General features: G+C 57.5%; 16 protein-coding genes and 1 pseudogene. 6 read left to right on the top strand and 11 right to left on the bottom strand.

Features of this window, described 5'->3' with window-relative positions; all coding sequences use genetic code 11:
- Positions 1-77 precede the first annotated feature (77 nt).
- From HX778_RS03425 to HX778_RS03410, 4 genes are all read left to right on the top strand, one after another.
- Entirely contained in the window at positions 78-365 is a 288-nt protein-coding gene (locus HX778_RS03425; RefSeq protein ID WP_326979611.1) for a YsaB family lipoprotein, read from the top strand.
- 108 nt (positions 366-473) lie between these two features.
- Positions 474-1,385, top strand: coding sequence for a glycine--tRNA ligase subunit alpha (glyQ, locus tag HX778_RS03420; RefSeq protein ID WP_038477447.1), 912 nt, complete (start codon positions 474-476; stop codon positions 1,383-1,385).
- A gap of 9 nt (positions 1,386-1,394) precedes the next feature.
- Positions 1,395-3,464 carry a glycine--tRNA ligase subunit beta gene (gene glyS, locus HX778_RS03415; RefSeq protein WP_176981296.1) on the top strand — a complete coding sequence of 690 codons (2,070 nt, stop codon included), beginning with the start codon at positions 1,395-1,397 and terminating at the stop codon, positions 3,462-3,464.
- A gap of 171 nt (positions 3,465-3,635) precedes the next feature.
- Positions 3,636-5,297: a methyl-accepting chemotaxis protein gene (locus tag HX778_RS03410; protein ID WP_038477453.1), complete on the top strand. Its 1,662-nt coding sequence runs from the start codon at positions 3,636-3,638 to the stop codon at positions 5,295-5,297.
- A 65-nt stretch (positions 5,298-5,362) separates the two neighbouring features.
- On the opposite strand, the gene HX778_RS03405 is transcribed toward HX778_RS03410, so the two are convergent.
- On the bottom strand, positions 5,363-5,650 hold the full coding sequence (locus HX778_RS03405; protein WP_038477456.1) for an HTH-type transcriptional regulator: 288 nt from the start codon (positions 5,648-5,650) through the stop codon (positions 5,363-5,365).
- Between the two features lie 391 nt (positions 5,651-6,041).
- On the opposite strand from HX778_RS03405, the gene HX778_RS03400 reads away from it, so the two are divergent.
- Positions 6,042-6,752: a DUF3053 domain-containing protein gene (locus HX778_RS03400; RefSeq protein WP_038483066.1), complete on the top strand. Its 711-nt coding sequence runs from the start codon at positions 6,042-6,044 to the stop codon at positions 6,750-6,752.
- A gap of 70 nt (positions 6,753-6,822) precedes the next feature.
- Here HX778_RS03400 and ghrB read toward each other — a convergent pair whose 3' ends face one another.
- The 5 genes from ghrB to HX778_RS03375 all read right to left on the bottom strand — a co-directional run bounded on the left by ghrB (position 6,823) and on the right by HX778_RS03375 (position 12,026).
- Positions 6,823-7,797 (bottom strand): glyoxylate/hydroxypyruvate reductase GhrB, encoded by a 975-nt coding sequence (ghrB, locus tag HX778_RS03395; protein WP_176981295.1) that lies wholly within the window; start codon positions 7,795-7,797, stop codon positions 6,823-6,825.
- 56 nt (positions 7,798-7,853) lie between these two features.
- Positions 7,854-9,137, bottom strand: coding sequence for an MFS transporter (locus HX778_RS03390; protein WP_176981294.1), 1,284 nt, complete (start codon positions 9,135-9,137; stop codon positions 7,854-7,856).
- 68 nt (positions 9,138-9,205) lie between these two features.
- Positions 9,206-10,141, bottom strand: a complete 936-nt coding sequence (locus tag HX778_RS03385; protein ID WP_038477466.1) for a sugar kinase — start codon at positions 10,139-10,141, stop codon at positions 9,206-9,208.
- Positions 10,142-10,143: 2 nt separating this feature from the next.
- Entirely contained in the window at positions 10,144-10,893 is a 750-nt protein-coding gene (locus HX778_RS03380) for a sugar phosphate isomerase/epimerase (RefSeq protein ID WP_176981293.1), read from the bottom strand.
- A 113-nt stretch (positions 10,894-11,006) separates the two neighbouring features.
- On the bottom strand, positions 11,007-12,026 hold the full coding sequence (locus tag HX778_RS03375) for a LacI family DNA-binding transcriptional regulator (protein ID WP_038477472.1): 1,020 nt from the start codon (positions 12,024-12,026) through the stop codon (positions 11,007-11,009).
- A gap of 223 nt (positions 12,027-12,249) precedes the next feature.
- On the opposite strand from HX778_RS03375, the pseudogene HX778_RS25075 reads away from it, so the two are divergent.
- Positions 12,250-12,423 (top strand): annotated as a pseudogene (locus tag HX778_RS25075) (addiction module antidote protein, HigA family); the annotation flags it as partial.
- Positions 12,424-12,471: 48 nt separating this feature from the next.
- On the opposite strand, the gene dppF reads toward HX778_RS25075, so the two are convergent.
- From dppF to dppA, 5 genes are all read right to left on the bottom strand, one after another.
- The gene (dppF, locus tag HX778_RS03370; RefSeq protein WP_038477475.1) at positions 12,472-13,479 is read right to left on the bottom strand and encodes a dipeptide ABC transporter ATP-binding subunit DppF; all 1,008 of its coding nucleotides are present in this window, start codon (positions 13,477-13,479) and stop codon (positions 12,472-12,474) included.
- On the bottom strand, positions 13,476-14,459 hold the full coding sequence (gene dppD, locus HX778_RS03365) for a dipeptide ABC transporter ATP-binding protein (protein ID WP_038477478.1): 984 nt from the start codon (positions 14,457-14,459) through the stop codon (positions 13,476-13,478). Before dppD ends, dppF begins: the two co-directional genes overlap by 4 nt.
- 10 nt (positions 14,460-14,469) lie before the next feature.
- Complete coding sequence (gene dppC, locus HX778_RS03360) at positions 14,470-15,372, bottom strand: dipeptide ABC transporter permease DppC (protein ID WP_038477481.1); 903 nt, start codon at positions 15,370-15,372, stop codon at positions 14,470-14,472.
- A gap of 9 nt (positions 15,373-15,381) precedes the next feature.
- Positions 15,382-16,401 (bottom strand): dipeptide ABC transporter permease DppB, encoded by a 1,020-nt coding sequence (gene dppB, locus HX778_RS03355; protein ID WP_038477484.1) that lies wholly within the window; start codon positions 16,399-16,401, stop codon positions 15,382-15,384.
- A 110-nt stretch (positions 16,402-16,511) separates the two neighbouring features.
- A complete protein-coding gene (dppA, locus tag HX778_RS03350; RefSeq protein WP_176981292.1) occupies positions 16,512-18,119 on the bottom strand; it encodes a dipeptide ABC transporter periplasmic-binding protein DppA in 1,608 nt (535 codons plus the stop codon).
- Positions 18,120-18,434 lie beyond the last annotated feature (315 nt).

The raw sequence follows: 18,434 nt of genomic DNA, 5'->3' as shown, positions 1-18,434 counted from the left end.
CGAGTTTAACGCACTGGTAGCAAATGATGATGGCAGAAAGAAAAAATAGACTCCTCTTAAGCGCTTTTTTCGCGCTCATGCTTAGCGCCTGCAGCGCGCCACAGCAGGAAAGCCAGTCGGCAAAAGAGCGTCGGCCGATTGTTCATACCGGGACGATGGAGCTTGCCTGTAAAAACCAGGCCGCGTACCGCTACAACACGCAGCCGCAGCGCATCAACCTGTCTGAATTTAAACAGTACCAGGCCAGCTATGAAATGATGGGCAGCACCACCCGCAAAGAGGGATTTACCTGTTCGTTTGACGAAAGTGGTCAATTTTCACACCTTTCCAGCCGCGAAAACCTCAACCAACGGGCAACAACCTGACGCCTTTCCCGCTCACGGCCGTTCCGTTGCCGTGTTGATACAACTCGACCGCGTTTGCGTATATACTGGCCGCTTCTCTTAAATCCACCGAACGCGTGCGAATTCAACATGCAAAAGTTTGATACCAAGACCTTTCAAGGCCTGATCCTGACCTTACAGGACTACTGGGCTCGCCAGGGCTGCACCATTGTTCAACCTTTGGACATGGAAGTAGGCGCAGGCACCTCTCACCCGATGACCAGCCTGCGTGCCTTAGGCCCGGAGCCAATGGCCACCGCTTACGTGCAGCCGTCCCGCCGTCCTACCGACGGCCGCTATGGCGAAAACCCGAACCGTTTACAGCACTACTATCAGTTCCAGGTGGTGATTAAGCCTTCCCCGGACAACATTCAGGAGCTGTACCTCGGGTCTCTGAAAGAGCTGGGTATGGATCCAACGATTCATGACATTCGCTTCGTGGAAGATAACTGGGAAAACCCAACGCTTGGCGCATGGGGCCTGGGCTGGGAAGTGTGGCTTAACGGCATGGAAGTGACGCAGTTCACCTACTTCCAGCAGGTTGGCGGCCTGGAGTGTAAGCCGGTGACCGGCGAAATCACCTACGGTTTAGAGCGTCTTGCGATGTACATTCAGGGCGTAGACAGCGTTTACGACCTCGTGTGGAGCGACGGCCCGCTGGGTAAAACCACCTACGGCGACGTGTTCCACCAGAACGAAGTGGAGCAGTCCACCTATAACTTCGAATACGCCGACGTGGACTTCCTGTTCACCTGCTTCGAGCAGTACGAGAAAGAAGCGCAGCAGCTGCTGGCGCTGGAAACTCCGCTGCCGCTGCCGGCCTACGAACGTATTCTGAAAGCCGCTCACAGCTTTAACCTGCTGGATGCGCGCAAGGCCATTTCCGTGACCGAGCGCCAGCGCTACATTCTGCGCATTCGCACCCTGACCAAAGCCGTGGCCGAAGCCTACTACGCTTCTCGTGAAGCGCTTGGCTTCCCGATGTGTAATAAGAACAACTAAGAGGCCGCCATGTCTGAAAAAACTTTTCTGGTGGAGATCGGCACTGAAGAGCTGCCACCAAAAGCCCTGCGCAGCCTGGCTGAATCCTTCGCTGCTAACGTTACCGCCGAGCTGGATGCGGCCAACATCGCCCACGGCGAAGTAAAATGGTTTGCTGCTCCGCGTCGCCTGGCGCTGAAAATCGCTAACCTGGCGGCTTCTCAGCCGGATCGCGAAGTCGAAAAACGCGGCCCTGCGGTGTCTGCGGCGTTTGACGCCGAAGGCAAACCAAGCAAAGCTGCCGAAGGCTGGGCTCGTGGCTGCGGAATTACCGTTGACCAGGCCGAGCGTCTGGCGACCGACAAAGGCGAATGGCTGATGTACCGCGCCCACGTGAAGGGCGAAAGCGTGCAGGCACTGCTGCCGAACATGATCGCCACTTCCCTGGCGAAGCTGCCGATTCCAAAACTGATGCGCTGGGGCGCGTCCGACATTCAGTTCGTGCGCCCGGTTCACACCGTGACGCTGCTGCTGGGTGACGAGCTGATCCCTGCCACTATTCTGGGCATTCAGTCCGATCGCGTGATTCGCGGCCACCGCTTTATGGGCGAGCCGGAATTCACCATCGACAATGCCGACCAGTATCCGCAAATCCTGCAGGAGCGCGGGAAGGTCATCGCTGATTACGAAGCGCGTAAAGCCACCATCAAACGTGATGCCGAAGAAGCCGCCCGTAAAATTGGCGGTAACGCGGACCTGAGCGAAAGCCTGCTGGAAGAAGTCACCTCGCTGGTGGAATGGCCGGTGGTGCTGACCGCGAAGTTCGAAGAGAAATTCCTGGCCGTGCCTGCCGAAGCGCTGGTTTACACCATGAAGGGTGACCAGAAGTACTTCCCGGTTTACGACAACAGCGGCAAGCTGCTGCCAAACTTCATCTTCGTGACGAACATCGAGTCGAAAGACCCGGTGCAGATCATTTCCGGTAACGAGAAGGTGGTTCGCCCGCGCCTGGCGGACGCCGAGTTCTTCTTCAATACCGACCGCAAAAAGCGTCTGGAAGATAACCTGCCGCGTCTGGAAACCGTCCTGTTCCAGAAAGAGCTGGGCACCCTGCGCGACAAAACTAACCGCATCGAAGCGCTTTCAGGCTGGATTGCGGGCCAGATTGGCGCAGACGTGAATCATGCAACCCGCGCTGGCCTGCTGTCCAAGTGTGACCTGATGACCAACATGGTGTTCGAGTTTACCGACACCCAGGGCATCATGGGCATGCACTACGCCCGTCACGACGGCGAAGCGGAAGACGTAGCGGTTGCGCTAAACGAGCAGTATCAGCCTCGCTTTGCGGGCGATGAACTGCCGTCTAACCTGGTGGCCTGCGCGGTGGCGATTGCCGACAAGATGGACACCCTTGCGGGCATCTTCGGCATTGGTCAGCATCCGAAAGGCGATAAAGACCCGTTCGCGCTGCGCCGTGCCGCGCTGGGCGTGCTGCGCATTATCGTTGAGAAAAACCTGCCGCTGGATCTGCAGACCCTGACCGAAGAAGCGGTTCGCCTCTACGGCAGCAAGCTGACCAACACCAACGTAGTGGATGAGGTTATCGACTTTATGCTGGGCCGCTTCCGCGCCTGGTATCAGGAAGAAGGCCACGCGGTTGACACCATCCAGGCGGTGCTGGCGCGTCGTCCAACCAAACCGGCGGACTTCGATGCCCGCATGAAGGCGGTTTCCCACTTCCGTACTCTGGAAGCGGCGGCGTCTCTGGCGGCGGCTAACAAGCGTGTGTCCAACATTCTTGCCAAGTCCGATGAAGTGCTGAACGACATCGTGCATGCTTCTGTCCTGAAAGAGGCCGAAGAAATTCGCCTGGCGACTAACGTGGTTGTGCTGCGCGATAAGCTGCAGCCGTACTTCGCCGAAGGCCGTTACCAGGAAGCCCTGGAAGAGCTGGCCAATTTGCGCGAGCCGGTGGATGAGTTCTTCGACAAGGTAATGGTTAACGCGGAAGATAAAGATCTGCGTATTAACCGTCTGACGCTGCTGACCAAGCTGCGCGAGCTGTTCCTGCAGGTGGCGGATATCTCCCTGTTGCAGTAATGGTTTAAAAGCTATACACCTTCAGAAACCCGCTTCGGCGGGTTTTTTTATTAATTTTTTTACTTTCAAATATCAATGGATTAACAAAAAGTCGCGCCAGGGGCGATAAGGTAAATCTGCGCCGAACCGATATATCTCATATCGGCCACTACTTCAGGAACGTTCGGCGCTATGAAAAATATCAAAGTTATTACCGGCATCGTGACTACGCTCGGGATTTTCAGCGTGTTGTTGCTGGTGACCGGGGCTCTGTTCTTCTCCTCCGTCAGCAGCGATCGCCTTAACTTCCAAAATACCGGCCTGCTTAACTACCAGCAACAGCAGCTTGGCGGCAGCTTCCAGACGCTGGTTGAAACCCGCGTCACCATCAACCGCGTGGCGATTCGTGTCCTGAAAAATCAGCGCGATCCTGCCTCGCTGGAGGCGATGAACAAGCTGCTGACGAATGCTGGCGGGCTGCTGGTCGAGGCGCAAAAGCAGTTCAGCAACTACATGGATTCCGACGATGTGCCGGGCCAGGACAAAGCCATTGATGACAAAGCGGCCGCCAGCTTTAAGCAAATGCATGACGTCATGGCGCAGTCCATTCAGTTCCTGAAGGCCGATAACTACCAGGCCTACGGCAACCTTGATGCCCAGCAGGCTCAGGACGATTTCAAAGCCGTTTATGGCCAGTGGCTGACCCAAAACACCCGTCTGCTGAAGGCCGCCAGCGCGCAGAACCAAAGCAGCTATACCGGTATGCTCTGGACGCTGGGCACCATTTTGCTGATTGTTATCGCCGCGCTGGTGGTTATCTGGCTGGGCCTGCAGCGCGTGCTGCTGTGGCCGCTAAAAACCGCGATGGGGCACATTCAGGCTATCTCGGAAGGGGATTTAACCCGCACTATCGACGCCGAAGGGCGCAGCGAAATGAGCCGCCTGTCTGCCGGGCTTAAATCCATGCAGCAGTCGCTGGCGAAGACCGTGAGCGTGGTGCGCGACAACGCCGATTCCATTTACACCGGCGCCAGCGAAATATCTGCCGGCAGCAGCGATCTCTCCTCCCGCACCGAGCAGCAGGCAGCGGCGCTGGAAGAGACGGCGGCCAGCATGGAGCAGCTTACCGCCACCGTGAAACAGAACACCGACAACGCGCGCCAGGCGACCGGTCTGGCGAAAAATGCCTCCGAAACCGCGCAGAAAGGCGGGCGAGTGGTCGACAGCGTGGTCAGCACGATGAACGAAATCGCCGAAAGCTCCGGTAAAATCGTGGATATCACCAGCGTTATCGACAGTATTGCCTTCCAGACCAACATTCTGGCGCTTAACGCCGCGGTAGAAGCTGCCCGTGCGGGCGAGCAGGGCCGTGGATTTGCCGTTGTTGCAGGGGAGGTCAGAACGCTGGCCAGCCGCAGCGCGCAGGCCGCGAAAGAGATTAAAGTGCTGATTGAAAACTCGGTATCGCGCATAGATACCGGCTCAAGCCAGGTTCGCGAAGCCGGGGCGACCATGAAGGAAATCGTTTCGGCTGTCACCCGTGTGACCGACATTATGGGCGAAATTGCTTCCGCTTCCGAAGAACAAAGCAAAGGCATTGAGCAGGTGGCACAGGCGGTGTCCGAGATGGACAGCGTGACCCAGCAAAATGCCTCGCTGGTGGAAGAGTCCGCTTCTGCCGCTGCCGCGCTGGAAGATCAGGCGAGCGAACTGCGTCAGGCTGTGGCGGTGTTCCAGCTTCAGCAGGCCGGAGGGCGTCGCGTGGAGCCAGTGCAGGAAAAACTGCGTCCTCAGCCGGCCATGTTAAAACCACAGGCAGCGTCGGCGGCCGATGCAAACTGGGAAACGTTCTGATCCCGGCGCTAAAATGACAAACCCCGCATCATAGCGGGGTTGTTTTCAAACGCAGCAACGATTTTCTAGCTTATTAACTGCTTACTGAGGCCTGGATTGGCCTGAATCAGACGCATCAATTTCATTTCGGTGCTTGAGGGCTTGAGTCGTCTGGACTCCCATTCCTGCACCATCGTGACGCTAACCCCCATCGCCTGAGCAAAATCATCGATTTTTAGTCCGGTACTTTTACGTAGCTGCTCAAACTCCGAGAAGGCGCTGGGTTTCTGACTCAGGCTAATGACCTGATTATCTTTAAAAACAATCTGCTCAAGACTGCTAAGCAGCTCAACCATTGGATCTTTATATTCCATTGAGAACTCCTCATAAATCACACAGCGAGAACGTGAACGCAAAGAAGCCTATTAACTGTAGCTGGATTTAAAGCGTGCGTAGGATCACGTTAGGGGCTAAACGTGCTGAAAAAAAATGCTTATGCGTTTCAGCTGAATGCCCAGTCGAAGTAAGCGTTTGAAAAGCTTCTGATGGTGGGCGTTAGTATAAATGTGTAAATAGTTATGCAAATCCTTAGCAAGCTAATCCAGCCTTTGTCCCGCAGGGCTTTTCGCGCGCAGTCTTCCGCCGTGGAAGAAGCATAAGAGATTATTGCGAAAGGGTATCTTGCGAAGGGCTGTTGGACTATTCTTAGCATCGTTATTGGGTGGCAATTTGCCAGGTAGTGCATTGGTGACAGGAGTAGAAATGATGGCGACAGGTAAGTCCTGGTCTCGCTGGTTTGCGCCGCTGGCGGCGTTATTAATGGTGGTGAGCCTGAGTGGTTGCTTCGATAAAGAAGGCGACCAGCGTAAGGCGTTCATCGATTTTCTGCAAAACACGGCTATGCGTAGCGGCGATCGCCTGCCAACGCTGACGTCCGATCAGAAAAAACAGTTTGGCCCGCTGGTCTCCGACTACGCCATTCTGTACGGCTTCTCCCAGCAGGTTAGCCAGGCAATGGACGAAGGAATGAAGCCGGTCGTGGATAGCGTGAACAGCATCCGCGCGCCGCAGGATTATATGACCCAGCGCGACGCGCTGCGCCAGGCTAACGGCTCGCTGAACGTCTTAGGTCAGCAGGTGCAAAATGCAAAAATGCAGGCCGACGGCGCGCTTGCGGCGCTGAAACAGCCTGACGATCTGAAAACCGTTTACTACCAGGTTTACCAGAAAGTGGTGACCGGCCCGGCGAACGCCATGGCGCCGCTGATCCCAGCCGCGCAAACCCTGACCCAGCAGCTGGTACAGGTGGGTGATTTTATCGCTCAGCAGGGGACTCAGGTTGGCTTTGCTAACGGCGGTATTCAGTTCCCGACTTCCCAGCAGGCAAGCCAGTACAACTCGCTGATTGGTCCGCTGTCTGCCCAGCATCAGGCGTTTACTCAGGCCTGGAGCGCGGCACAGACCGCAATGCAGTAAATTTAGTAAGCTAAGAAAAGGCGGAGCGCTTAACGGCGACTCCGCTTTTTTTATGGGCGTTAATACGGAACTATTTCAGCACCTGCGGGTTCACGCAGTTCACTTCCACCTTGCCGGTCAGCGCGGTAATCAGGTTTTCCACCGCGCATTCTGCCATGCCATAGCGCGTTTCATGGGTGGCTGAGCCGATGTGCGGCAGGGCCACCACGTTTGGCATGCCGAGCAGTGGGGAGTCCAGCGGCAGCGGTTCCTGCTCAAAAACATCCAGCCCGGCGGCGTGAATTTTCCCCTCTTCCAACGCCTGAATCAGCGCTTTTTCGTCAACCACCGGGCCGCGCCCGACGTTGATCAGAATGGCGGAGGATTTCATCTTCGCAATTTGCTCTGCGCCAATCAGGTGGCGGGTTTCTTCGCTTAACGGCAGCAGGATACAAACGAAATCGGACTCTGCCAGCAGGGTGTCCAGGTCGCAGTAGCGGGCGTTAAAACGCTCTTCCGCTTCTTTATGATGGCGACGGGCGTTGTACAGAATCGGCATGCTGAAGCCGAAGTGTGCGCGCTGTGCCAGCGCCAGGCCGATGCGTCCCATGCCCAGAATACCGAGCGTTTTATGGTGCACGTCGATACCAAACCAGTCAGCGCCAATACTGCTTTGCCATTCGCCGACCTTCACGCGCTCGGCGACTTCCACCACGCGGCGTGCGCTGGAGAGGATCAGGGCCATGGCGGTGTCGGCCACCGTTTCAGTCAGCACCGTCGGCGTATGCATCAGCACCACGCCGCGCTCGTTCAGGGCCTCCACGTTAAAGTTGTCGTAGCCGACAGAAACGGTAGAAGCCGCACGCAGCTTGGGCGTATTGGCCAGAAACGCGCCGTCGACTTTGCCGCCGGAGCCCAGGATACCTTCCGCATTGGCAAAAAGCTCTGCATTCGCTTTCACGGTTTCCGGGCTGATATCGTCAAGCTGGGTGACGGTAAAGTGGCTTTCAAGTCGGGACAGCAGGTTATCAGGCAGCGCCTTGTAGAGGATGACGGACGGCTTCATGAGATTCTCCGTTTTCGGTTAAACGCGAACCGGGCGACAAATCGCCCGGCGCGGGGTCAGGCGTGATGTGCGCCGGACGGTATTTGTTGATGGTTAGCAGGCTTAACAATCAGAGTAAGCCATACCGAGGCGAGCAGCGCCAGCCCCATAAAGACATAGGACGCCGCCGGGCTGCCCGTGGCGCCGTTCAGGTAGCCCACAAACCAGGAGCCGACGAAAGAACCCAGCGCACCCATGCTGTTGATTAAAGCCATCGCGCCGCCGGCCACGTTCTTCGGCAGCATCTCCGGGATAATGGCGAAGAACGGGCCGTACGGGGCGTACATTGCTGCCCCGGCAATCACCAGCAGCGTATAGGACACCCAGAAATGGTTGGCCCCGACCAGCCATGAGCCCAGGAACGCCAGCGCGCCAATCAGCAGCAGCGGCCAGACGAACAGCTTCCGGTTTTGCATTTTGTCCGACGCCCAGGAGACGGCGATCATCGCGATAGTCGCGGCCAGGTAAGGTACGGAAGAGAGCCAGCCGACCTCCACCATCCCCATGCCCGCCGCACCCGCGCTGCGGATAATCGACGGCAGCCACAGCACGAAACCGTACACGCCGATGCTCCAGGCGAAGTACTGCATACACAGGATAACCACGTTACGTGACCGGAAGGCTTCACCGTAGTTACGCACGGCTTTAATGCCTTCCTGTTCTTTTTGTAGCTGTGCCTGCAAGGCAGATTTTTCACCGTCTGACAGCCAGCCCACCTGGGCAGGTTTATCTTTTACCAGCACCCACCAGGCAAAAGCCCAGATAACCGCCGGGATCCCCTCGAAGATAAACATTTCGCGCCAGCCGAAGGCCTGAATCAGGTAGCCGGACACCACCGACATCCACAGCACGGTGACCGGGTTGCCGAGGATCAGGAAAGTATTGGCGCGGGAACGTTCGGACCTGGTAAACCAGTTGCTGATATAAATCAGCATCGCCGGCATCACCGCCGCCTCAACCACGCCGAGCACAAAGCGAATGGCGGCCAGCATCGGAATGTTGCTCACCATACCGGTCAGCGAGGCGCAGCCGCCCCATAAGATCAGGCAGACGAAGATAAGTTTGCGCACGCTGCGGCGCTCGGCGTACATCGCCCCGGGGATCTGGAAGAAGAAGTAGCCGAGGAAGAACAGCGCGCCCAGCAGGGATGAAATCCCTTTGGTAATGCCGAGGTCATCGTTGATGCCCGCGGCGGAGGCGAAGCTGAAGTTGGCGCGGTCGAGGTAAGCCAGGCTATACGTGATAAACACGATAGGCATGATGTACCACCAGCGCTTCGGCGCGATTGTCTGGTTTTTCATGAGAGTGCCTCTATCTTGAGGTTAACCGTATCGCTTTGTCTGTAGGGTACAAAGCGATGGAGTCGGGTTTATTCGCCCAGTGCGCTTCGGGTCGGTAGCCCTTCGCTGTCACCGATGACCTGTATCGCCAGTGAGCCGATTTTGTTGCCCCGGCTGACGGCCTGATGCAAAGATTTCCCTTCCAGCAGGGCGCTTATCACCCCGACCGCAAAGCCGTCTCCGGCACCCACGGTATCCACTACGTTGTCTACTTTTACCGCCGCGACCGCGCCTTTCTCGCCGTCTGCGGTTTTATACCAGGCGCCGTCCGCGCCGGTTTTTAGCACTACGACTTTTACGCCATGATGAAGATAAAAATCGGCGATCCCTTCCGGGGTGTTTTGCCCGGTGAGCACGATGCCTTCTTTCACGCCGGGCAGCACCCAGTCGGCCTGGAAGGCCAGCTGGTTAAGCTGCTGCACCATTTCGGCTTCGCTGCGCCACAGTACCGGGCGCAGGTTAGGATCGAAGGAGAGCGTTTTGCCCTGCTGCTTCATCGTTTTTGCCGCGTGATTCAGCAGCTCCAGCGACGTGCCTGACAGGGCTGCCGCCACGCCGCTCAGGTGCAGATGGCGCGCCGAGAGAAAGTATTCGCTGTTGAAGTCGGCCACCGACAGATGGCTGGCGGCGGAGTCCTTGCGGAAATATTCCACGATGGGATCGGTTCCATCTTCGACTTTGGATTTGAGCTGAAAGCCGGTGCGGTATTGCTCGTCTACGGTGACGGCGCGGGCATCGATGTTTTCCTTCGCCAGCTGTTGCAGCACGTAGCGGCCAAAGGAGTCATTGCCTACGCGGCTTACCCAGCCGACGTTTAAGCCCAGGCGAGCCAGCCCTGTGGCGACGTTCAGCTCGGCACCTGCGGCGCGTTTAACAAAGTGTTCGGCGGCGGCCAGATCGCCGGTTTCGCTGGCGACGAACATCGCCATCGCTTCACCAATCGTGATGACATCCAGCTGATGCATGGTTACTCCTCGCGTAGCAGATTGACGTAATGACGGGTTACCGCGACCAGGTCTCGCCCTTCCAGCGGAAACTCAATGCCGCGTGGGGCATCCACCGGCAGCATGTTCAGCAGCCCTTTCCAGTCAGAGCTGGCGTCATCCAGCGCCACGGCGCGGTAGTGGTTATGGTGGGCAACTGCCGTTTTCACGTGGATATAGCTGACGGAAGGCGCCAGGGCGCGCGCGGCCTGCTGTGGGGAATCATCCACCCATAGCCAGTTTGCCATGTCGAAAGTGAGCGTGACCGGCAGGTTGTGAACGTCACAGGCGGCCTGGAAGCGCTGCATTGGGGCCAGCTTTCCGCTGTCGGTTTGGTCGTTTTCCACCACCAGCGAGACGGGGCTTTCGCTAAGCCACTGCTTCAGCGTGTCGAACATCCGGGCGTGGTTAAACTGCCCGAGAGAGAGCTTGAGCCAGCGGGCGTTCAGCTGATGAGCCTCCTGTAACAGCGAAGGGATCAGCGGATTCAGCTTGGCGTCGCCCGTGAACAGCGGCTCTGGCGCGGAATAGCAGGCTTCCAGCCCGTGCTGGGTGATTTCACCGGCCATCGTCGACAGAAAATCTAACTGCGCGGAGGTGAACAGTTCGCGGCGGATCTCTACGCCGTCGGCACCTGCTTCGGCAATAATGGGCAGCAAGGCCTGCTGCCCGCCGAGGGCGGCAATGCGGTCGTGGCCGTAGGCGGCGGTGACGACGATAATTTTTCGCGACATGGCGGTCTCCAGGGCGATAACAGCTAACTAACGATGTTATTACGCTAGATGGAACCGGTTCCAAAGAAAAGAACGCCAGTGCTAATTTTTGAGCGCCATCACGAACAAAAGATTTAGCGGGAGGTGGAGCCGCGCACGATAAGCTCGCCGGAAAAGAGCTGCTCACGCACGGTTTCAGCGGTACCTTCAATGCGCCTCACAACCTGCTCCAGCGCGGCATAGCCTATCTGCCAGGTCGGCTGCTTCAGGGTGGTAATGCCAACGCCGGCAAGCTCTGCCCATTCCAGCTCGTCAAAGCCCAGCAGGCCGATATCGCTGCCCCAGCTCAGGCCGATGCGGCGCAGAGAGCGGGCAACCTGCAGGGTGAGTGCGCCGTTGGCGGAGATAACCGCTTTGCGCATCCCACGGTGGCGGGTGTGGAACTGGCGCAGCGTGTTGTCGATTAACTCTGCCTCATGCAGCGGCGTTTCGGCATTTTCGGCGATCACGCCGGGATAGCGCTCAAGCGTGCTACGAAATGCACGTAAGCGTTCATGGCGAGTATTCACCATGCCCAGCGGCTCACTCAGGAACAACATCGCCTCGAAGCCCTGCTCGATGAGGTGTTCGGTGGCGGTGGTTGCGGCCTGAATGTTGTCCAGCCCGACCATGTCGCAGGCAAAGCCTGGGATTTTACGGTCGATAAGCACCATCGGCAGCGCGGACTGCTGCAGGCGGTTGAGCCCTTCTTCACGCATCCCAACCGCGTTGACCACGATCCCCTCAACCTGATAGCTGCGCAGCAGGTCGAGATAGTGCAGCTCCTGATCGACTTCGTTGTTGGTGTTACACACCAGCGGCGTGAAGCCTTTCTCGCGGCAGGCGGCTTCTATGCCGCTAAGCACGTCGACGGAATAGGGATTGGTGATGTCGGCAATGATCAGGCCGATGAGGCGGGTACGACCTCGTTTCAGTCCGCGGGCCATTTGGCTTGGGCGATAATCGAGATCGGCAATGGCACGCTCAATGCGGCCAAGGAGGTCGTCGGACAGCGCGTTTTGCTCGCCGTTAAGGTAGCGGGAGACGCTGGTCTTCCCGGTCTTCGCCGCTTTTGCGACATCGCTTATCGTAGGGCGCGCTGCCTTGCCGTTCATAGCCATCTCCAGAGGGGTAACCCAGCGGAGAGTAACATATTTTTTTGCGGGGGAAAGGCGATGGCCGAGCATTATGCTGCGCTGGTTGAACACCTGAAATAATAAAAAAGAGTTTCTGCGAGACGGATTCCTGCTTTGCCAATGGCAGCTTTTTGGCTGCCGCAGCTCCCCATATTCTTGCCGCTTACCCTTCACAGATGCGCGGTTCTTTTGTTGCGCATAGAGGAACATAACGGGAAAAGCCGCATTGACGCCTGAAATGGCGTTTAAGCTTTCTATCGTCATTGGGAGTTCGCCCGATGTCTGGATGAAAACTCAGAGCGCTTTCAGCCTCGCTGAGGCCGAGAAGTCTGTGGATACGTCGCGCCTTCATCGTCTGGTTCAGGCGAGCATATAAAAAAACCGACGCTCTCACGTCGGTTTTCTTTTTTTACTGTTGGGGAAATTAACGCAGTTCCCCGTTCACATCCTGATCGACAGCGAAACACGCCACCAGCTGGCCGTTGCCGTAATCCTTAAGCTGCGGCTGGAGCTGGGTGCATGGCCCGAAGCGACGGCTGCAGCGGGCGTTAAAGGCGCAGCCCGGCGGTGGGTTCAGCGGGCTTGGCAGCTCGCCGGTCAGCTTGATGCGTTCGCGGCGTTCGTCCGGGTTCAGACGTGGCGTAGCGGACAGCAGCGCCTGGGTGTACGGGTGCAGTGGATTAGAGAAAATCTGCTCTTTACTGCCTTTCTCCACGCAGCGGCCCAGGTACATCACCATCACTTCATCGGCAATGTGCTCCACCACCGACAGGTCGTGGGAGATGAACACGTAGGACAGCCCCAAATCCTGCTGCAGGTCCATCATCAGGTTCAGCACCTGCGCCCGAACCGACACGTCCAGCGCGGACACTGGCTCATCGGCAATCACCACGTCCGGGTCAAGCATCAGGCCGCGGGCGATAGCGATACGCTGACGCTGGCCGCCGGAGAACATGTGCGGATAGCGGTCGTAGTGCTCGGTTTTCAGACCCACTTTCGCCATCATTTCCAGCGCTTTTTCACGGCGCTCGGCTTTGCTCAGCCTGGTGTTGATTTGCAGCGGTTCTTCCAGAATCTGCCCGACTTTTTTACGTGGGTTCAGCGAGCCGTACGGGTTCTGGAACACGATCTGAATTTTCTGGCGGCGCAGTTTTTCCGCCGAAACGTCCGGGACCAGCAGATCCTGGCCCTGGTAGTACAGCTCCCCGCCGGTTGGGACTTCAATCATCGTCAGCAGGCGGCCAAGGGTGGACTTCCCGCAGCCGGACTCGCCGACGACCGCCAGCGTTTTACCGCGCTCGAGGGTGAAGCTCACTCCGTCCAGCGCTTTCACCAGGCGTTCAGGGGCGAAAAAGCCCTTCTTCACCGGGTAGTGTTTTTTCAGGTCGATGGCCTGCAACAGCGGTTGCGCGGCGGCCTGTTGGGTACTCATAGGGTTGGCCTCCCGGCATCATCGAGTGGGTAGTGGCATTTGGACTGACGCCCGTCTGCCAGCATGGCGAGCTCCGGCTCTTCGCTGCGGCATTTGTCGGTGGCGTACGGGCAGCGCGGGTTAAGCAGGCAGCCGTTTGGTCGGTCGTACTTGCCCGGTACCACGCCCGGCAGCGAGGCCAGACGCGCTTTATCCTGTGCAAATTCCGGCAGCGCACGGAGCAGGGCCTGAGTGTACGGGTGGCGAGGCGCGCGGAAGATATCGTGGGACGAGCCCGCTTCCACTACCTGACCTGCGTACATCACGATGATTTTATGGGCGGCTTCGGCAACCAGCGCGAGGTCATGGGTGATCAGGATCAGCGCCATGTTCTCTTTTTGCTGCAGCTCCAGCAGCAGCTCGATGATCTGCGCCTGAATGGTTACGTCGAGCGCGGTGGTCGGCTCATCGGCAATCAACAGCTTAGGACGACAGGCAATCGCCATGGCGATCATCACGCGCTGGCTCATCCCGCCGGAGAGCTGGTGCGGATAAACGTCGAGGCGCGAACCCGGATCGGGGATCCCCACCTGGGTCAGCAGGTCGATAGCGCGCTGGCGGCGGGTTTTCTTATTACCGCCCTGGTGCACCTTAATGGCTTCCATAATCTGGAAACCGACGGTGTAGCACGGGTTCAGACTGGTCATCGGGTCCTGGAAGATCATCGCCACTTCGGCGCCCACCAGGTTGCGGCGCTCTTTCTCAGAAATGCGCTTCAGGTCCCGGCCGTTGAACTCCAGTTTTTCCGGCATTACGCGGCCTGGGAAGTCGATAAGCCCCATAATCGCCAGCGAGCTGACGGATTTACCGGAGCCGGACTCCCCCACGATGCCGACAACTTGCCCCTGATCCACGCTATAGCTGATGCGGTCAACGGCACGGAACGGTGCGTCTTCGTCGCCGAAATGCACCGATAATTTATCTACATTTAATAACGCCATCTCGAACCTCTTACTGCTTCAGTTTGGGATCGAGCGCGTCACGCAGACCGTCACCCATCAGGTTAAATGCCAGCACCGTCAGCAGGATCGCAACCCCAGGGAAGGTCACAACCCACCAGGCACTCTGCGCGAACTGCAATACGTCGGCGAGCATGGTGCCCCACTCCGGTGTTGGCGGCTGCGCACCCATGCCGAGGAAGCCAAGGGCGGCCATATCGAGAATGGCGTTCGAGAAACCGAGCGACGCCTGAACAATCAGCGGCGCGAGGGTATTCGGGAAGATATTCACAAACATCTGGCGAACCGGACCGGCGCCCGCAACACGGGAAGCGGTGACGTAGTCGCGGTTAACTTCCACCAGCACCGCAGCGCGGGTTAAACGCACATAGTGCGGCAGCGCAACGAAGGTCAGCGCCAGCGCGGCGTTACCGATAGACGGGCCGAAGATAGCCACCAGCACCAGCGCCAGCAGCAGGCTTGGCAGCGCCAGCATGATATCGACCACGCGCATGATGATGTTGTCGACCACGCCGCCAAAGTAACCGGCGACCAGGCCCAGCACGATGCCCATTACCAGCGACAGGACGACCACCAGGCAGCCGACCAGCAGCGACAGGCGTGCGCCGTACATCAGGCGGGAGAGCACATCGCGGCCCACGTCATCGGTGCCGAGGATGTAGCTCCAGCTGCCGCCTTCCTGCCAGACCGGCGGGCGCAGCAGCGCGTCGCGGAACTGCTCTGCGGGCGCGTGAGGCGCGATGAAGTTAGCGAACACGGCGATGAAGATCATTACGGCGACGTACACCAGGCCGATCACCGCCCCTTTATTACGTTTGAAGTAGTGCCAGAACTCCTGGAAAGGCGTCATCGGCTTGGGTGCTGCCACCACTTTGTTTTCAGTCAGTTGCGTCATGATGGCCCCTTATTTCTTATGGCGTATACGCGGGTTCACCACGCCGTACAGCAGGTCTACCAGCAGGTTGACGAGGATAATCATCGTCGCCACCAGCAGCACGCCGCCCTGGACTACCGGGTAGTCACGACGCTGCAGGGCGTCGATGAGCCAGCGGCCAAGACCCGGCCAGGAGAAGATAGTTTCCGTCAGGATGGCACCCGCAAGCAGGGTTCCGACCTGCAGGCCGATTACGGTGACCACCGGCAGCATCGCGTTGCGCAGCGCATGGACCACGATTACGCGCATACGCGTCAGGCCCTTGGCGCGAGCGGTACGGATGTAGTCTTCGCCCAGCACTTCCAGCATCGAGGAGCGGGTCATACGCACGATAACCGCCAGCGGGATAGTGCCCAGCACGACGGCAGGCAGAACCATGTGGGCTACGGCGTCAATAAAGTCGCCCGGCTCGCCCCAGATAGCGGTGTCTATCAGCGCAAACCCGGTGAGCGGCAGGGAGTCATCAAGGAACACGGTGTCGCTCACGCGCCCGGAAACCGGCGTCAGGTTCCAGTGCACCGAGACCAGCATGATGAGCATCATGCCCCACCAGAAAATTGGCATGGAGTAGCCGGTCAGCGCGAGGCCCACGGCGGTATGGTCGAAGATAGAGCCACGCTTCACGGCGGCAAGTACCCCGACCGGAATACCGACGGCAACGGCGAACATCATCGCGCAGATGCCGAGTTCCAGCGTCGCTTTAAAGCGTGGCACGAACTCGTCCCAGACCGGGAGGCGACTCTTTAATGAAATACCCAGATCGCCATGCATTACGCCCCAAATGTAATGGAGGTATTGCTGCCACATTGGCTTGTCGAGACCAAGCTCGGCCAGCAGCTGAGCATGGCGCTCAGGAGAAATACCGCGCTCTCCGGCCATGATCATTACCGGGTCTCCGGGGATCATATGCACGAAAGCGAAGGTGAGTAGGGTAATACCTATAAACGTGGGGATGACTAACCCCAGTCGTCGGAGGATGAACTGCAGCATATCCCGGATTCTCTGTAGTGACGGAAAGCCTGGTAACTGTTCCGTCTGTATTGCTCACAAATGTTTCCCCTCTCCCTTTGAGGGAGAGGGAATAAAGCACGTAACTTTTATTATTCGACGGACACGTTTTCGAAGTGGTGTTTGCCCAGCGGATCGACCACGTAGCCTTTGACTTCTTTACGCACTGGCTCGAACACGGTGGAGTGAGCGATGATCAGCGCAGGCGCCTGATCGTGCATCACAACCTGAGCCTGTTTGTACAGTTCAATACGCTTGTTGTGGTCGTCGGTTGCGCGAGCCGGCTGAATCAGGTCTTCAAACGGCTTGTAGCACCAGCGAGAGTAGTTAGAACCGTCTTTCGCCGCGGCACAGCTGAACAGGGTCGCGAAGAAGTTATCCGGATCCCCATTGTCGCCGGTCCAGCCCATCATTACGGCCTGGTGCTCGCCCGCTTTAGCACGCTTCAGGTACTCGCCCCACTCGTAGGTCACGATTTTGGCGGTCACGCCCACTTTCGCCCAGTCAGCCTGAATCATCTCGGCCATGCGGCGAGCGTTCGGGTTATAAGGACGCTGTACCGGCATAGCCCACAGGTCAACGGTGAAGCCTTTATCCTGGCCCGCTTCTTTCAGCAGCGCTTTCGCTTTTTCAGGATCGTAGGTGTAGTCCTTCACGTCATCGTTGTAGCCCCACATGGTTGGTGGGATCAGGTTTTTAGCCGCGGTGCCCGCGCCCTGATAAACCGCTTTGATGATCGCTTCTTTGTTTACCGCGTAGGTCAGCGCCTGGCGCACTTTCACGTCGTCAAACGGCTTCTTCTCGGTGTTGAAGGAGAGGTAGCCCACGTTCAGGCCGGCCTGTTCCATCAGATTGATGTTTTTGTCTTCTTTCATGCGGGCGATGTCAGCCGGGTTCGGGAACGGCATCACCTGACATTCGTTTTTCTGCAGCTTGGCGTAACGCACGGAAGCGTCTGGGGTGATGGAGAAGACCAGACGATCGATCTTCGGCTTGGTGCCCCAGTAGCCTTCGAAGGCTTTATACAGAATACGGGAGTCTTTCTGGTACTGCAGCAGCTGGAATGGGCCGGTACCGATTGGGTTCAGGTCGGTTTTTTCCGGGGTGCCGGCTTTCATCATGTTGTCGGCATATTCTTTAGAAAGAATAGAGGCGAAGTCCATGGCCATGTCCGCGAGGAACGGCGCTTCTGGACGTGCCAGCACGAACTGCACGGTGTTGTCGTCGACTTTCTTGATTTCGGTAATCAGGTCAGGCAGGCCCATACCTTCGAAGTATTCATAGCTGCCGCCAGAAACTTTGTGGTACGGGTTGTCTTTGTTTTTCTGACGGTCGAAGGAGAACACAACGTCGTCGGCGTTAAAATCACGAGTCGGTTTGAAGTCTTTATTGTCCTGCCACTTCACGCCTTTACGCAGGTGGAAGGTGTAGGTTTTACCGTCCGGGCTAACGTCCCATTTCTCAGCGAGGCCAGGGATGATTTCGGTGGTGCCGGTTTTGAATTCTACCAGTCGGTTATAAATCGGTACGGAGCTGGCATCGTAAGTCGTGCCGGAGGTGAACAGCTGTGGGTTAAAGCCCTCTGGGGAACCTTCTGAACAGTAAACCAGGGTTTTGGCTTGTACGCTTGCTGCAACGGTCATGGCAACCAGGCTCAGACCAAATTTCAGCATCCCTGACTTCTTCAAGGAAATACTCATTATTCTGCTCCAATTATGTGTCGTGTTGTGTTTTGTAACCGTCTGACCATTGTTATTTGTGGGTGGTCGGTACGGTGTGCCCGGAGGCAGTGGTGAGGCTAGCAGTTCCTTTCGCGAGTCATGCATGGAGGTAGCACAGACGGTCCGTAAATAGCTCCTCTCGTCCTACAATCTGTCAACAGATTAAGGAAACGTCAATACAGGTTACGGGGATTTACAAGCAAGGTGGGATTTAGCGGGCAAAGATTAAAAAAACCTTCAGGGGTCATTTCCAGCAGGGAAATTTATGCTACAGGCTTGTTACCAGAATATTAC

This window comes from Cedecea sp. P7760 (assembly GCF_013386425.1).
Classification (GTDB): Bacteria; Pseudomonadota; Gammaproteobacteria; order Enterobacterales; family Enterobacteriaceae; genus Cedecea; species Cedecea selenatireducens.
The sequence above is the reverse complement of the archived record's forward strand: the minus strand, read 5'-3'. Positions and strand labels throughout refer to the sequence as shown.

Coding starts and splice junctions, on each gene's coding strand:
- dppB (WP_038477484.1), bottom strand. CDS start 16,401: ATGCTGCAGTTCATCCTCCGACGACTGGGGTTAGTCATCCCCACGTTT.
- ghrB (WP_176981295.1), bottom strand. CDS start 7,797: ATGAAGCCGTCCGTCATCCTCTACAAGGCGCTGCCTGATAACCTGCTG.
- glyS (WP_176981296.1), top strand. CDS start 1,395: ATGTCTGAAAAAACTTTTCTGGTGGAGATCGGCACTGAAGAGCTGCCA.
- HX778_RS03410 (WP_038477453.1), top strand. CDS start 3,636: ATGAAAAATATCAAAGTTATTACCGGCATCGTGACTACGCTCGGGATT.
- HX778_RS03405 (WP_038477456.1), bottom strand. CDS start 5,650: ATGGAATATAAAGATCCAATGGTTGAGCTGCTTAGCAGTCTTGAGCAG.
- dppA (WP_176981292.1), bottom strand. CDS start 18,119: ATGAGTATTTCCTTGAAGAAGTCAGGGATGCTGAAATTTGGTCTGAGC.
- HX778_RS03380 (WP_176981293.1), bottom strand. CDS start 10,893: ATGTCGCGAAAAATTATCGTCGTCACCGCCGCCTACGGCCACGACCGC.
- HX778_RS03375 (WP_038477472.1), bottom strand. CDS start 12,026: ATGAACGGCAAGGCAGCGCGCCCTACGATAAGCGATGTCGCAAAAGCG.
- HX778_RS03425 (WP_326979611.1), top strand. CDS start 78: ATGCTTAGCGCCTGCAGCGCGCCACAGCAGGAAAGCCAGTCGGCAAAA.
- glyQ (WP_038477447.1), top strand. CDS start 474: ATGCAAAAGTTTGATACCAAGACCTTTCAAGGCCTGATCCTGACCTTA.
- HX778_RS03390 (WP_176981294.1), bottom strand. CDS start 9,137: ATGAAAAACCAGACAATCGCGCCGAAGCGCTGGTGGTACATCATGCCT.
- HX778_RS03385 (WP_038477466.1), bottom strand. CDS start 10,141: ATGCATCAGCTGGATGTCATCACGATTGGTGAAGCGATGGCGATGTTC.
- dppF (WP_038477475.1), bottom strand. CDS start 13,479: ATGAGTACCCAACAGGCCGCCGCGCAACCGCTGTTGCAGGCCATCGAC.
- HX778_RS03400 (WP_038483066.1), top strand. CDS start 6,042: ATGGCGACAGGTAAGTCCTGGTCTCGCTGGTTTGCGCCGCTGGCGGCG.
- dppC (WP_038477481.1), bottom strand. CDS start 15,372: ATGACGCAACTGACTGAAAACAAAGTGGTGGCAGCACCCAAGCCGATG.
- dppD (WP_038477478.1), bottom strand. CDS start 14,459: ATGGCGTTATTAAATGTAGATAAATTATCGGTGCATTTCGGCGACGAA.